This is a genomic window from Mesorhizobium sp. IMUNJ 23033, from assembly GCF_044778005.1.
Lineage (GTDB): Bacteria > Pseudomonadota > Alphaproteobacteria > Rhizobiales > Rhizobiaceae > Mesorhizobium > Mesorhizobium amorphae_A.
The window spans coordinates 35,157-47,359 of record NZ_JBJACT010000009.1 but is presented as its reverse complement, the minus strand read 5'-3'; the positions used below and the strand labels follow the sequence as shown (position 1 = coordinate 47,359).

10 protein-coding genes and 2 pseudogenes are annotated in these 12,203 nt (G+C 60.6%); 7 read left to right on the top strand and 5 right to left on the bottom strand.

Annotation, left to right across the window (positions count from 1 at the left end; genetic code table 11):
• Nucleotides 1-539 precede the first annotated feature (539 nt).
• On the bottom strand, nucleotides 540-962 hold the full coding sequence (locus ACFX5Q_RS13145) for a CBS domain-containing protein (RefSeq protein ID WP_404278400.1): 423 nt from the start codon (nucleotides 960-962) through the stop codon (nucleotides 540-542).
• A 439-nt stretch (nucleotides 963-1,401) separates the two neighbouring features.
• The gene (locus tag ACFX5Q_RS13140) at nucleotides 1,402-1,656 is read right to left on the bottom strand and encodes a hypothetical protein (protein WP_404278398.1); all 255 of its coding nucleotides are present in this window, start codon (nucleotides 1,654-1,656) and stop codon (nucleotides 1,402-1,404) included.
• A gap of 441 nt (nucleotides 1,657-2,097) precedes the next feature.
• Between ACFX5Q_RS13140 and ACFX5Q_RS13135 the strand changes: the two genes are divergently transcribed.
• Nucleotides 2,098-2,556 (top strand): phasin, encoded by a 459-nt coding sequence (locus ACFX5Q_RS13135; protein ID WP_404278396.1) that lies wholly within the window; start codon nucleotides 2,098-2,100, stop codon nucleotides 2,554-2,556.
• 408 nt (nucleotides 2,557-2,964) lie between these two features.
• On the opposite strand, the gene ACFX5Q_RS13130 is transcribed toward ACFX5Q_RS13135, so the two are convergent.
• Complete coding sequence (locus ACFX5Q_RS13130) at nucleotides 2,965-3,216, bottom strand: GYD domain-containing protein (protein ID WP_404278394.1); 252 nt, start codon at nucleotides 3,214-3,216, stop codon at nucleotides 2,965-2,967.
• Nucleotides 3,217-3,773: 557 nt separating this feature from the next.
• Here ACFX5Q_RS13130 and ACFX5Q_RS13125 point away from each other — a divergent pair.
• The 3 genes from ACFX5Q_RS13125 (at nucleotide 3,774) to ACFX5Q_RS13115 (ending at nucleotide 8,309) form a co-directional block, all read left to right on the top strand.
• The gene (locus ACFX5Q_RS13125) at nucleotides 3,774-6,791 is read left to right on the top strand and encodes a hypothetical protein (protein ID WP_404278392.1); all 3,018 of its coding nucleotides are present in this window, start codon (nucleotides 3,774-3,776) and stop codon (nucleotides 6,789-6,791) included.
• A 99-nt stretch (nucleotides 6,792-6,890) separates the two neighbouring features.
• Nucleotides 6,891-7,754 (top strand): hypothetical protein, encoded by an 864-nt coding sequence (locus ACFX5Q_RS13120; RefSeq protein WP_404278390.1) that lies wholly within the window; start codon nucleotides 6,891-6,893, stop codon nucleotides 7,752-7,754.
• 393 nt (nucleotides 7,755-8,147) lie between these two features.
• A complete protein-coding gene (locus ACFX5Q_RS13115) occupies nucleotides 8,148-8,309 on the top strand; it encodes a helix-turn-helix domain-containing protein (protein ID WP_404278408.1) in 162 nt (53 codons plus the stop codon).
• On the opposite strand, the gene ACFX5Q_RS13110 is transcribed toward ACFX5Q_RS13115, so the two are convergent.
• A complete protein-coding gene (locus ACFX5Q_RS13110; RefSeq protein ID WP_404278406.1) occupies nucleotides 8,306-8,902 on the bottom strand; it encodes a hypothetical protein in 597 nt (198 codons plus the stop codon). The two genes, ACFX5Q_RS13115 and ACFX5Q_RS13110, sit on opposite strands and share 4 nt — an antisense overlap.
• A gap of 242 nt (nucleotides 8,903-9,144) precedes the next feature.
• Between ACFX5Q_RS13110 and ACFX5Q_RS13105 the strand changes: the two genes are divergently transcribed.
• Entirely contained in the window at nucleotides 9,145-9,345 is a 201-nt protein-coding gene (locus ACFX5Q_RS13105; RefSeq protein ID WP_404278388.1) for a hypothetical protein, read from the top strand.
• A 1,294-nt stretch (nucleotides 9,346-10,639) separates the two neighbouring features.
• Nucleotides 10,640-10,837 (top strand): hypothetical protein, encoded by a 198-nt coding sequence (locus ACFX5Q_RS13100; protein ID WP_404278386.1) that lies wholly within the window; start codon nucleotides 10,640-10,642, stop codon nucleotides 10,835-10,837.
• 78 nt (nucleotides 10,838-10,915) lie between these two features.
• On the opposite strand, the pseudogene ACFX5Q_RS13095 reads toward ACFX5Q_RS13100, so the two are convergent.
• Nucleotides 10,916-12,047, bottom strand: a pseudogene (locus ACFX5Q_RS13095) (ATP-binding cassette domain-containing protein); the annotation flags it as partial.
• Between ACFX5Q_RS13095 and ACFX5Q_RS13090 the strand changes: the two are divergent.
• Nucleotides 12,042-12,137 (top strand): annotated as a pseudogene (locus ACFX5Q_RS13090) (M20/M25/M40 family metallo-hydrolase); the annotation flags it as partial. The pseudogenes ACFX5Q_RS13095 and ACFX5Q_RS13090 sit on opposite strands and share 6 nt — an antisense overlap.
• Nucleotides 12,138-12,203: the final 66 nt, after the last annotated feature.

Below are 12,203 nucleotides of genomic sequence, written 5' to 3'. Positions count from 1 at the left end.
CAAGGTCGAGCGCGATCAGGTCGAGGATTACGCACGCCGCAAGGACATGCCATTGGCTGAGGTGGAGCGCTGGCTTGGACCGATCCTCAACTATGTTCCCGCGCTCTATGCCGAGGCGGCGGAATAGAGTCGAGAAACACTGTCGTCTTTTGCTTCGGGCAGCGTCGCTTTCCTATGAACGGCAGCCAGGCATCGGTGAATCTAGGCGACCGCCAGTTGCGCGATGTTTCGGATGCTCGGCGGCCGAGGCTCGTCGCTGCTGTCTGCGCCATCATTACGGACGCCGCTAAGGCGGCCATCGCGAGGATTAAGTCCGCGAATTCCGACCCTATGTGATCGGGACCGCTCGCCGCCACAGTTATCCAATTGGGTAGTTGCGTATGCTCGATCGGCCGGCTGACAGTCAAATCGTCGACTTGAGCGGCCCGGCAAGGCCGAGAGCGTTTTTCACCAGCTTCGCGCAAGCCCGGTTGAGGCCTTCGATCGAGCGCGTGGGCGAAGCCCGACGGATATCGACTATCCGCCGGGCGAGCCGCCCTTCAGTGGTGATGGGCGGAAACGCTCTTGACGTATTCGGACACAAGTTCCCTCGGCGCCGACTGACCGACGTCGCCGACGCTGAGGATGCCGACCATCCGCATACTCTTGTTGATCACCGGCAACCTGCGGATTTTCAGTTCCTCCATGTGCCGCATGGCCTTGGCCAGATCATCGTCTTCGCGGCAGCAGTGAATGCCGGTCGTCATGACATCGCGCGCCGTCGCGGTGCGGCTGTCGAAACCATCCTCCGCCAGTCCTTTGCAGACAATGTCGCGGTCGGTCACCATTCCGATCAGCCGGTCGTTCTCTCCGATGGGAATCGAACCGATATCCTCGGCTCGCATCAATTTCGCCAGTTCGGTGACAGCGATTTCGGGGCTGACCCAGTCGACACCCTTGTGCATTGCGTCTTTGACTTTCATGGCGCACCTCCCTTTCTGAGGTTGTGCATGTCCCCTCTGTCTCATGTTACCGCGGACTGGATTTTCTGGAAACATGAGAAGGCTCGATGGCACTGAACCGGTGGAGCATCGACGAGTAGGTTGAGTGCGTGCCGATCGCCTTTCTCTTCGGACGGTCCAGCCGCTATTTCTCCTTCGGCACCTCTCTATGCTTCCGGTTAGAAAAGTTCCGCACATTCGACACCTGCCAGTGACCGGCCCGAGTGGCGCGGACGCGGCGTTGGTTCAGCGCCATGGCGATGCTTCGAAGGTTTGTGATACCGGATCGCAGGATGGACGGGACAGCCGGCCGAATGGCTTCGGCGAAGCGGCAGGTTAACGGAAGGAGACGGCGCGCCCACGTGCAGCCGCGTTGTCTACACACGGTCTGGCACTCAGGGTGTTAGAGGATGGCACATAGTTAAGTCATTCTCCGAAGGACCCAGAGCGACCGGCCGGCATGGGCGATCCCGGACAACAGTCGAAGGCGAGGTTCATCTTTGAGCCGCTCAGCCTCGACCACATCAAGAAGCAGGACCTGCTGATCGGTCTCGTTGGCGTTAGGCGTAATCCACCAGCGCCGATCCTCGCAGCAAAGCCCGGCCTCCGGATGTTCCTGGAGGTATTCAATCGCATATTCGGCGTCCACTTTTCTCGGTGCCGCATCCACGGACATTTGCTCTTTCCTCCGCCGTCGGCGATCGCTTAGGGACTATACCCTGATGATGGAGTCTGTTGCAGTGAGAACCCATCACGTCCGGCGGCCGGATGGATCGGGCGCACTATCAGCTGCTGCCCGGTCGGCGCCCGGCGCCATTGCCGTGAAGGAACTACCGCGCCGGCAAAGCACAGGAAGACTGGGTTCCATTTCGCGGAGAAAGCTTCTACTCGAAAAGCGGCCCATGGAGCGGTCCCGGGGCAAGAATCGGGAAAAAATCGAAATGAAAGGCATGCGAGTGCCCCAGGTTCCGTTTCCGCCAATGATTGGTGGCGCCGCCCTGCCTTCAGCGCTCGGTTACCGCAGGGGAAGAAATTCATGGTGCGGCGCACAAAAATATTGCTATTGGGTTGTGTCGGTTTCATAAATGAACGGGGCGTTTGGGGTGTTCACTGAAGGATGGAAACTATGCCCACCACTGAAAAAACCCCTGATACCGCCTTACCGACCTTCGATCCGTCCAAGGCTACGGCCGAGTTTCGCGCTGCCGCTGAAAAGGGCGTCGAAAAGTCGAAAGAAGTTCTTACCAAATTCAAGGCCGACTCTGAAGACGCCCAGAAGGCTCTCGAGTCGAGCTTCGAAACCGCCAAAGCCGTTGGCAGCGATCTGTCGCTGAAAACAATTGCCGTTCTGCGCGCCAATACTGAAGCCGCCTTCTCGCACTTTGAAGCCCTAATCGCCGCTAAGTCGCCTTCCGAATTCGTTGAGCTGCAGACCGCCTTCGTTCGCAAGCAGGTTGAAACGGCCGTCGAGCAGGCCAAGGAGCTCCAGGCCGTCACGACCAAAGCCGTTGAGGACGTATCCAAGCCGATCAAGTCCGCCTTCGAGAAGGCGGTCAAGGAACTCAAAGTCGCCTAATTTTTTTTCGGGCGGAGCCTTGGTCGTTAGCCGCACTTGATTTTCCGCACCTGGTGGTCGTCGCGAAAACTGACAGAAAGGGCGGCAAATCGGCGGGACGCACCCTAGGCTGAATCAACCCGGCGCCGCCGCCGTTCTCGGGGATGCACTCGACGCCGGCGACTGAAAGCGCCGCGCGGATGACCGCAAGGGGGGAACCGTTCGGGGCTGTCAGATTCTCAGGCAGATCCGGCAGGCGCCGCTCGGGGCCGAGGTGGCCAGCTCGGGCAAGGCGTGAAGAGCCAAGATCAGCGAAGGCGAGAAGCGGGCGGCGTAGGCATAGGGCAGGTCACAGGCATGCCTCAGGACGCGCGAGGGGGGACGGCGGCCGGCAAGAACGCGCGCTGGCGAGGCTCAGTGGCCGGTCTTTTACGATCCCGGCTGGATCGACTTCGCCTTCCCAAGGACTTCCATCGTCTCTTCGACGGTCTCGCACGAGCTGAGCGCTCCCCCCGCACCGATGGCAAGCACGACCGATGCCATCGACACGTTGTCTGGCGCCTCCCAAAGATTCCAGCCATCATGCCCTCCGAAAGCATACCAGAACCCGTGCAGCTTTCCGCCCACCGACTCGATGTACGAACGGGCCGCCTCGCGTCGATCCTCGGGGTTTTTGATCATGCGCGCCCAGGCAAGCTCTGGCGGGGAGGGATTGAAGAGGAAACGGGCTTGAACTCAACGCCCGGTGATTCACTCAGCCTTCAGCACCTGGTGCCTGGTCAGCCAGTCACGAATGATCAATCGAACGGCTTCAGGTCGCGAAACGTCATGTTCGGCAACAAATTGATCGACGCCAGCGAGCATGTGAGACGGGTCACCCGATCCCCAGGCGAACACTTAGTCTTGCAGCTGGCCCTTCAATTGGGTTTAGTTGCTACTCACTAAAGCTTATGGCGCTGATGCCCGCGAACTTGATATGGTTGGTCCGAACTGACCGGTGGCGCGATCAGTCAAACTGGGGGGCGATGTGGCGGAGTACGAATCATTACCGTCTCATAACGCGTGAGCGCATTTGAATCAGCTGCGGACTGCTTCACCTTGGCCGTCTCCCTCCAGCGCAGCCGTCGCCGTCACGTCGATGAGCGACAGTACGTCCGTCCTCCAATGGTCGGCAGCCGCCTATGACGTTACCCTCAGGCGTCCTAGACCCGGAAAACGCTAGGGTAAAGGAGATTCCGATGGCTGGTACCAAACCCGTCATCACCAACTTCAGCGTCGATTCCAGCATCAAAGGTGACCGGCTGACCAATGACAGGTCGATCACGCTGATCGGAAGCGCCGATCCGAGTGTGGCGGTGCGTCTTTATGCCGATGGCGTCCTCTTGGGGACGACAACGTCGGGCGAGAGCGGCGCCTGGAGTTTCACGACCCTTGAGCTTGCCGACGATCGCCATAGGTTCACTGCCGAAACTGGCGAAGGCAGCGACCTGCAGGCCTCAGATCCGTTCGAGATCACGATCGACAGCGTCACTGCCGCACCGGAAATCACCTCGATCAATCCGGCCGAGAGCGGCTTGCGACTCGTCGGCACCGCCGAGGCGGGAGCCAGTATCGATATCTATCGCGATGGCGCCTTGCTCGGTATCGTGACGGCGACCGCCTCCGGTCTGTGGGAATATCTGGACACCGACTATGGAGGCGGTAGCGTCGCCTACAGCGCCCGGGCCACCGACGCGGCCGGGAACACGGCGGAGACGGCGGCTGACTATGCCTATCCGCCGCCAAACGAGGCGCCGGTGCTGGATTTGGACGGCTCGGCAGACGGCACCGGCTATGACGTCACCTTCGCCCCAGGCGGCGCGCTGGTCGCGATCGCTGACACGGATGCCGTCATCAGCGACGGCGACGACACGCATATGAGCGGCGCGACGGTCACGCTCACCAACCCGCAAGCGGGTGACGAACTCATCGTGAATACCGCTGATCTGCCCGCTGGCATCGCTATCGATCCGGCCTCCACATCGACCACGATCATCCTCACCGGATCGGCGACACGCGCCGACTATGAGGCCGCCCTGCGGCAGGTCCTGTTCAACAATGCCAGCAAGGATCCCGGCGCCGAGACGCGGACGATCGAGGTCGCGGTGAATGACGGCGCGGCTTTATCCAACATTGCTGTCACCAGTGTCACCGTCGACAGCGCACCCGCGACCGCCGCGATGGCGACCACCAGCAACACGCCGATAATCTTCGAGACAAGAGTGGCCGCCGCTGGAGATGACGTCGAGGAACGAGGCACAGGCTCGATGTCAAGCAACGTTTCTGATCTGGAGTTGGGCTACGACGGCAGCAGCCGTCAGACAGTGGGGCTTCGCTTCACCGGTATCGACCTCCCCCCCGGCGCAATTATCACCAACGCCTACATCCATTTCACGGTCGATGAGGTGAAGACCGGGGCGGTATCACTGCTGATTCAGGGGGAAGACACGGACGATGCCGCCGCCTTTGCCAGCGTCCAGTTCAACGTGTCCTCGCGCACCAGGACGGCCACGTCCGTGACTTGGGAACCGGACCCTTGGACGACGGTGGGCGAGGCCGGCCTTGCCCAGCGCACGCCGGACCTTGCAGCGATTATCCAGGAGATCGTCGACCGTGCCGGCTGGGCGGCCCTCAACGATATGGTGTTCCTGATCACCGGCACCGGTACACGCACGGCGGAATCCTTTGAGAGCAGCGCCGCAGGCGCGCCGCTGCTGCACATCGAATACTATGTGCCGCTGTCCAGCGATCCGGTCGCCTTCAACACCCCGGCCGACACCGACACGGCCGCCAACCAGATCGCTGAACTCGCTGCCGCAGGGACGCAAGTCGGGATCACCGCCTCGGCCAGCGATCACGATGCCGGCGATACGGTCACCTACAGCATTGACGACCCACGCTTCGCCGTCGACGCTAATACCGGCGTCATCACGCGCTCGGGCACCGGCATCATCGACTTCGAGACCGAGACCTCGATCACCCTCACGGTGAAGGCAACCTCGTCCGACCAAAGCAGCGCAACCCAGACCTATACCCTCAATATTCTTGACAGCCCGGAATCGATCGCCTTCAATACCCCGGCCGACGCTGACCCTGACACCAATCAGATCGCCCAGGACGCGGCTGAAGGCACAGAGGTCGGAATCATCGCATCGGCTACGGATCCCGATGCCGGCGATACGGTCACCTACAGCCTCAACGACAATCGCTTCTCCATCGATGCCAACGGCGTCATCACGCGCTCGGGTACCGGCACGCTTAATGCCCAGTCCCAGCCGTCCATCACCCTTACCGTCACGGCGAGCTCGTCTGACGGAAGCGGTGCTACCCAAACCTTCGACGTGAGTGTCACGACCGGCACGAACAATCAGGTGCCGACGTCGGTGACCTTGGTGCATACCATCTTGACCTCACAGTGGTCACCGTCGAGCCCCGACCCTTCGGGGATCGCCTATATCTCGCATCTCGGCACGCTGCTGGTTTCCGATGGCGAAGTCGATGAAATGTCGATATTTACGGGCAAGAATCTCTTTGAGATGAGTCTGAGCGGCGAGCTGGTGAGGCCGCTCACCACCATCAGTTTTTCGGATGAGCCAGCCGGACTTGCCTACAATCCAGCCAATCGGCATCTCTTTTTCGCGGACGACACCGGTACAAGGAGCGTCTACGAGCTCGACCCCGGCGCGGATGGACTTTACGACACGTCGGACGACATCGTGACCTCGTTCAAGACAGCCGCATTCGGCAGCAAAGATCCAGAAGGGCTAGCCTATGACACCAAGCGTGGGGTCCTGTACCTCGCGGGTGGGGCAAATGACACCATCTACACGATCGACCCGGGCTCGAACGGCAAATTCGACGGTGTGCCGTCCGTAGGCGGCGATGATATCGTGACGAGTTTTGTCGCGACTTCACTGGGCGTCCACGATCCGGAAGGCGTCGAGTATGACCCTGTCCACGACCTGCTTTACATTATTGCGTCGCGCAAGTCGGTGGTCATGGCGACACCGACGGGGGATTTATTGGGCACGCTGGATATTTCGGCGGCGGGTGCGCGCAAACCGGCGGGATTGGCGCTGGCGCCGAGCAGCGAGGATCCGAACCAGATGAGCCTTTATATCGTCGATCGCGCCGTGGACAACAACTCGAATCCGAACGAGAACGACGGCAAGGTGTACGAGTTCTTGTTGAATTTCGACAATCTATTGCTTGTCTGATCGGCAAGCTGAACAAACAATTGGGCAGCAGCCGAACGCGTGCTCCGAGCGAGCGCCGTTTCCTGAGCTGAACGACCTCCTGCACGGGCTGCTGAAATAATGGGACAGGCCAAACAAAGGAAGAGCCGCTACCAGCAACTGCTGGAGGACAACCCGCTGTGCTGCCTTTGTGGAGGCGTGACCAAGTCGTCCACGGTCGACCACATCCCGCCTCAGGCGTGCTTCCCGCGTGGGTTCTTCCCGGAGGGTTTTGAGTTCCCCGCGTGTGGGGCCTGCAACGGCTCGACCAAGACGGGGGACCAGATATTCGGCTACTACATGCAGATGGGAAACCCCGACCTGTTCACCAAAGACTTGTGGTCGATGTGGCGGCTGCAGGATGGCATCAAGAACAACTATCCGGCCGCGCTCCTGAACACCAAGCTCAGCAATCAGGCTAAGGCGGCGGCGCTGGCTGAAATGGGGATTCATGTGCCAGCGGACGCCGATTTGTCGAACATGCCGTTGGCTGGTGTGCCTGCAGAGTTTCCTGCGGCGGCCACGACGATCGGGCGGAAGATGGCGTGTGCGATCTACTACAAGGAATCAGGCGGCAAGTTCCTTACGAAGAAGCACTACATCTGGACCGCAACGGTTCACAGCAGCCATCCGCGCGCGTCGCAGCTAACCGACTACGTGAATACAATGTTGCCTGAAAAAGAGGTTGGCGGCCGGGGCAACATCAAGGATTACGGCAGGCGGTTCGGTTACCGTTACGGGTACAAGGAGAAGGAGGACTTTATGATCTCCACCTCCCAGTTCGGAGTCGGGTTCATCACGATCTGTACCAGTGGCATCCTTGAGAAGCGCAAAGAGCGGATACCACCCGAGGAGCTTCAGACCATTTTCCCGACGCCCAAAGAGCGGGCAGCTGCCGCTGATGCAAAGGAAGCGGAGAAGTCCGCAGCTGCCCCAAAGGCTTGATTGAGCCTAGTCCTCTACGCTGACGCTCACTTTGCCCGGTCCGTCCTCGATATGTCGGCGTATGACCTGCCCGATGTCCGACCTGCCCTGCATCTCAAATGACAACGCGAGCTGTGGCAACTGGTGAGCATTGCCGTTATCTTTCATTGCAGCGGCTGCTGAAAGTCCTGAAACCCGGTGAAGTTGTCCATGCCGTCGTCAGCGACCGGATGGCGCGCGATCCTTTCGATATGCTGCAAATCGTTAGGACGGCTACTTCACTGGCGCAGAGCCTCGCTTGTTGGATGAGCCCTTTATCGACACCACCTCGGAATAGTGTTTCTCGTCGGATGGGCCGCCAAATGGCAGCGGCGCAGGTTCCTGGAGAACACTTCGAACGGCCGCGCTCGTGCCATGGCCAGAGGTGTTAAATTCGGCCGCAAGCCGAAGCTCTCTCAGCAGCAGCGACGGGAGGCGCTGGCGAGTTTGGCAACCGGGGAGGCGATGCGTGCAGTCGCCGAGCGCTACAATGTCAGCAAGAGCACGATCTCGCGGCTGTACCCGGCAGAGTCCTAGAGACGCACTAGCGCTCTTGGTGCCGTCGAATTGGGCAGAGATGTCCGGCGCGTGCGTTGCCGCAAGTGAGACGGGGTCTTACAAACGAGTGTGGCGAGCAATTTCGAGCAGGGGCTAAATGGGCATCGGTAGGGGACGCAATGAGCCGTGCTGGTGCGGCAAATACAAGCACTGCCACCTTCATCGCACCAGTTCGTTGACGGACCGCCGCGATACTTGCTGTCCTTCCGTTTCGACACCATGCCTTGGAGGCCGGCCTGATCGACCAAGTGAAAGATCGACTTGTCTTCGACGGGCAGCGCCTGGCTAAACTGGATGCGGATGTCAGGCGGGATCATGCTCGCCAATATCTCGCGGCGATCCTCCAGCGGCATGTCGCGCAGATCATGGCCGTTGAGGTGCGGCAGATCGAAAGGCGACGATAGGTCATGCTGGCGCTTGGTTATCGCCTTGCGGAGCGCAGCAAAGTCGGAAAGACGCGCATCGTCAGAACGACCACCGTCGATGATGGCGTTCTGCATGCTCAGGCTTTTGGCGGCGTCGGCCAGATCGCGGTACTTCGCCGTCCAATCGAGGCCTCGCCGCGTTAATATCCGAACGGTGTCGCGTCGATGACGATCTCGGACCGGTAGCCGTCGAACTTCACCATGAATCCAGGCGCCCCCCCTCGGGCGGTTCCTCGACCAGGGTTGGCATCAAAGGCTCGATGAACTCCAGCCGGCCGGTGCCGGCGCCTGCCCGCTTGCGCATGGAACCGAGTCTAGATCGCCAGCGTATATTAGCCAGAGCATACATAAAATTTTCTGCAAATCTTAAGGAGTTGCGGAAGCCTGACATGACCAAAATCTCGGACCTCGGCCCACCAATCGTCGGCACGCGACACGAAAAACCGACGGGCGAATATCCGGTTTGCCATTTCTACTTTTGCCCGCGCTGCGGCCAGCCAGTCGACTTGCGGGATCTGCGCCAAGTCATATGGCACCAAAAGCCCGAGCATGATCGGCTCGAGATGGACGCAACAGAAGCGGACAATTGATGTGCTACCAAATCAGACAACTTGATTAGCTACCGACATTGATGCCAAAGAGGCGGCGGCCGAGCCCGTCAACGACATCGACCGAGGAACTTGGAAATAGGCATTATGTGCGGGGCATCGAGGACGGCACGGTAAGCATCAAGGGCTTCCGTTCCCAGGCAGATGCCAAAGTCTTCGCCCAAGGCGAACAAGCGCGGCTCGGCCAGGAAGACTAGCCCGGCCTGTTTGATGTGACACAGGGTTTGCCTCACGCCAGCGCTTGTGGAGATGAGCGCCGGTAGACTGGCAGCTTTTGGGGACTTCCGTATCAACCGACGCTCACCGGCGCGATGGAGTAGATCGCGCCGGGTATCAGAATAGCACTAGTCCGCGAAGGGCTACCCCGATCGAGATGTACGACACGGCTTCATCTATATTGGCTACTGGCGGCATGCACGGCGCGCTCGCTCATCAAGAAGCTCATTCGCAGTTCGTAAGGCGAGCGCGCGACATCCTGTGAAAAGGCTGGTGCAGCCAACCTACCCCCCGAGACACCCCCAACTGCACCGGCCATGCGAGTCCAGGAACCCCGCTCTGATCCCAGTTTATAGCAGATTAGCAATCCCTCAAATGAGACCGAGGGCACAAGCCGCTAGGCATAAAGACGTAAGGTGAGCCAGCGGCTAGCCAGCCGTAGGGGCCAAACTAAAAAGCCCCGGCGCTTGGGTCTGCACCGGGGCTTTGGGCATGTACGAGCTACCTAGCATGTCCACTTATGAACGTGCGCTAATATGGTAAAGGAAAGGTGAAGCGCATCTTCGGCGGATGCGCCGGCGCCCTCTGATTGCTGAATTAGCAGCCTGTAACGTATTAACCAAAATTTAGACCGCGCTGTCCTATTCTGAGACAGCGCGGTCAACTACTACCCCTGGCTGCGCAGGCGGCTCCGGCTAAACCCAGCCCCCAAAGCCGGTCGGAGCCGCCACTCTGCTAATTACTAGCAATGGTTGAATCAACGGTTACCACACGTGCTTTCTAGTGCGCTGTGCAGATCGTTAGACTTTGATTGAACCGCCGTCAGAGAAGCCCGCCAGCGCGCGTTCCCGCTGGCCGCTGTCCTACACCGCCGATGCTCCTCGCGGGTCCTGCCGAAGCTCTGCCATCGCCTCTACACTTTCGCCTTCCGCCAGCCAGCCCACCAAGCTTCCCATTGCGAGCAGAACCAGAGCTCGCCTCGAGATGGATTGACGCGCGTCGCCAGATAATACTCCTGGCCTGGCATGTGATAGATGTGCTCGCCCCGAGATAGCCCTCCTTGGCGAATTTGAAATTCGGCGAGATCGCCGCGGCCGCCTTGTCGCTCTTTTCGGTATGGATGCGGCCTGGCTGCTCGGGGGTGAGATCGAATTCCGCCGCTGAAGCGACGGCGGTGAAGGCGATGGCCGATAGGACCGCGCCGAAGGCGAGGGATAGCGGCTTCCTGTACAATGTCATGGGTTTCTCCTTTGGATGATGGACGTGCGGGCTCGACGCTCCCGGCAGGGAGCCTGGAAAAGCCGGCGGTTCGCACATGTCGCCGGCCAGATAGCGGCTAGAGAACCTTGGCGAGGAACTCGCGCGTGCGTTGGTGGGTGGGTGTGGTGAAGACCCTGGACGGCGTTCCGACCTCGAGGATCTTGCCGCCTTCCATGAAGACGATGGTGTCGGCAACCTCGCGGGCGAAGCCGATCTCATGGGTGACGATCACCATCGTTGTGCCTGACGTCGCCAGTTCCTTGATGACGTCAAGCACCTCGCCGACGAGCTCTGGATCGAGCGCCGAGGTCGGCTCGTCGAAGAGCAGCACCTTCGGCTTCAGCGCCAGCGCCCGAGCGATGGCGACACGCTGCTGCTGGCCGCCGGAGAGGTGGCGCGGATAGGCATCGGCCTTCTCCGGCAGGCCAATGCGGGAGAGCAGATCCCTTGCCAGTTCCACCGCCTCGGCGCGCGCAACGCCCTGCACCAAGACAGGCGCCTCGATGATGTTTTCGATCACCGTCAGATGTGGGAACAGGTTGAAATTCTGGAACACCATGCCGATCGCGGCGCGCCGCCGGCGGATGGCCGCTTCCTTGAGCTCGTAGAGCGTATGCCCGTTGCGATGGTAACCCACCAACTCGTCGTCGATGGTCACGAACCCCGTGTCGGTCCGCTCCAGGTGATTGATGGTGCGTAACAGTGTCGACTTGCCGGCGCCGGACGGACCGATGATCGCCGTTACAGAACCGGGCGCCAGATCGAGATCGACGCCGTCGAGCACCGTCAGCGCGCCGAACCGCTTGGAGACGTCACGGATTTCGATGCGCCCGACGCCGCGCCGCGCCAGCCTCTCGCCCGCGCTGACCAGCGGCTTGCGAACCGCGCTCGCAAGTGCGGGGGCGACGTGCGCTGGTGTGACCACCGGTGCGGCGCCGCGGCCGGACAGGAAGGCAAGCACGTTGGGCAGGAGCGGGCCGGACGGCGTGCGAACGGCGCCGCGCGAGAAGCGCCGCTCGATGCCGAGCTGGACGATCGAGAGCACGCTCATGATGATGAGGTACCAGGAGCGGGATCACTTCCAGGTTGCGCTTATAGATGACCTGGACGGTGTAGAAGAGCTTGGGCAGAGCGAGCACGTAGACCATCGAGGTCGATTTGGCCAAGCCGATCATCTCGTTGAAGCCGCTGGGCAGGATGGCGCGCATGCCAGCACCAATCCGGGCGCGATGCACGCATGCGGGCACGATGGCCACACAGCGATCCTGCTGGCCGCCGCCCACCATCTGAACGCGGCAGAGCCGTCGCGGCATTCTTCGTCTCTCTGAGATCTGACCTTCGTGCAAAAAGCAGCGACGGGATGC

Excerpts from the sequence above, each read along its gene's own strand:
- ACFX5Q_RS13145 (WP_404278400.1), bottom strand. The coding sequence starts at position 962 with ATGAAAGTCAAAGACGCAATGCACAAGGGTGTCGACTGGGTCAGCCCC.
- ACFX5Q_RS13140 (WP_404278398.1), bottom strand. The coding sequence starts at position 1,656 with ATGTCCGTGGATGCGGCACCGAGAAAAGTGGACGCCGAATATGCGATT.
- ACFX5Q_RS13135 (WP_404278396.1), top strand. The coding sequence starts at position 2,098 with ATGGAAACTATGCCCACCACTGAAAAAACCCCTGATACCGCCTTACCG.
- ACFX5Q_RS13130 (WP_404278394.1), bottom strand. The coding sequence starts at position 3,216 with ATGATCAAAAACCCCGAGGATCGACGCGAGGCGGCCCGTTCGTACATC.
- ACFX5Q_RS13125 (WP_404278392.1), top strand. The coding sequence starts at position 3,774 with ATGGCTGGTACCAAACCCGTCATCACCAACTTCAGCGTCGATTCCAGC.
- ACFX5Q_RS13120 (WP_404278390.1), top strand. The coding sequence starts at position 6,891 with ATGGGACAGGCCAAACAAAGGAAGAGCCGCTACCAGCAACTGCTGGAG.
- ACFX5Q_RS13115 (WP_404278408.1), top strand. The coding sequence starts at position 8,148 with ATGGCCAGAGGTGTTAAATTCGGCCGCAAGCCGAAGCTCTCTCAGCAG.
- ACFX5Q_RS13105 (WP_404278388.1), top strand. The coding sequence starts at position 9,145 with ATGACCAAAATCTCGGACCTCGGCCCACCAATCGTCGGCACGCGACAC.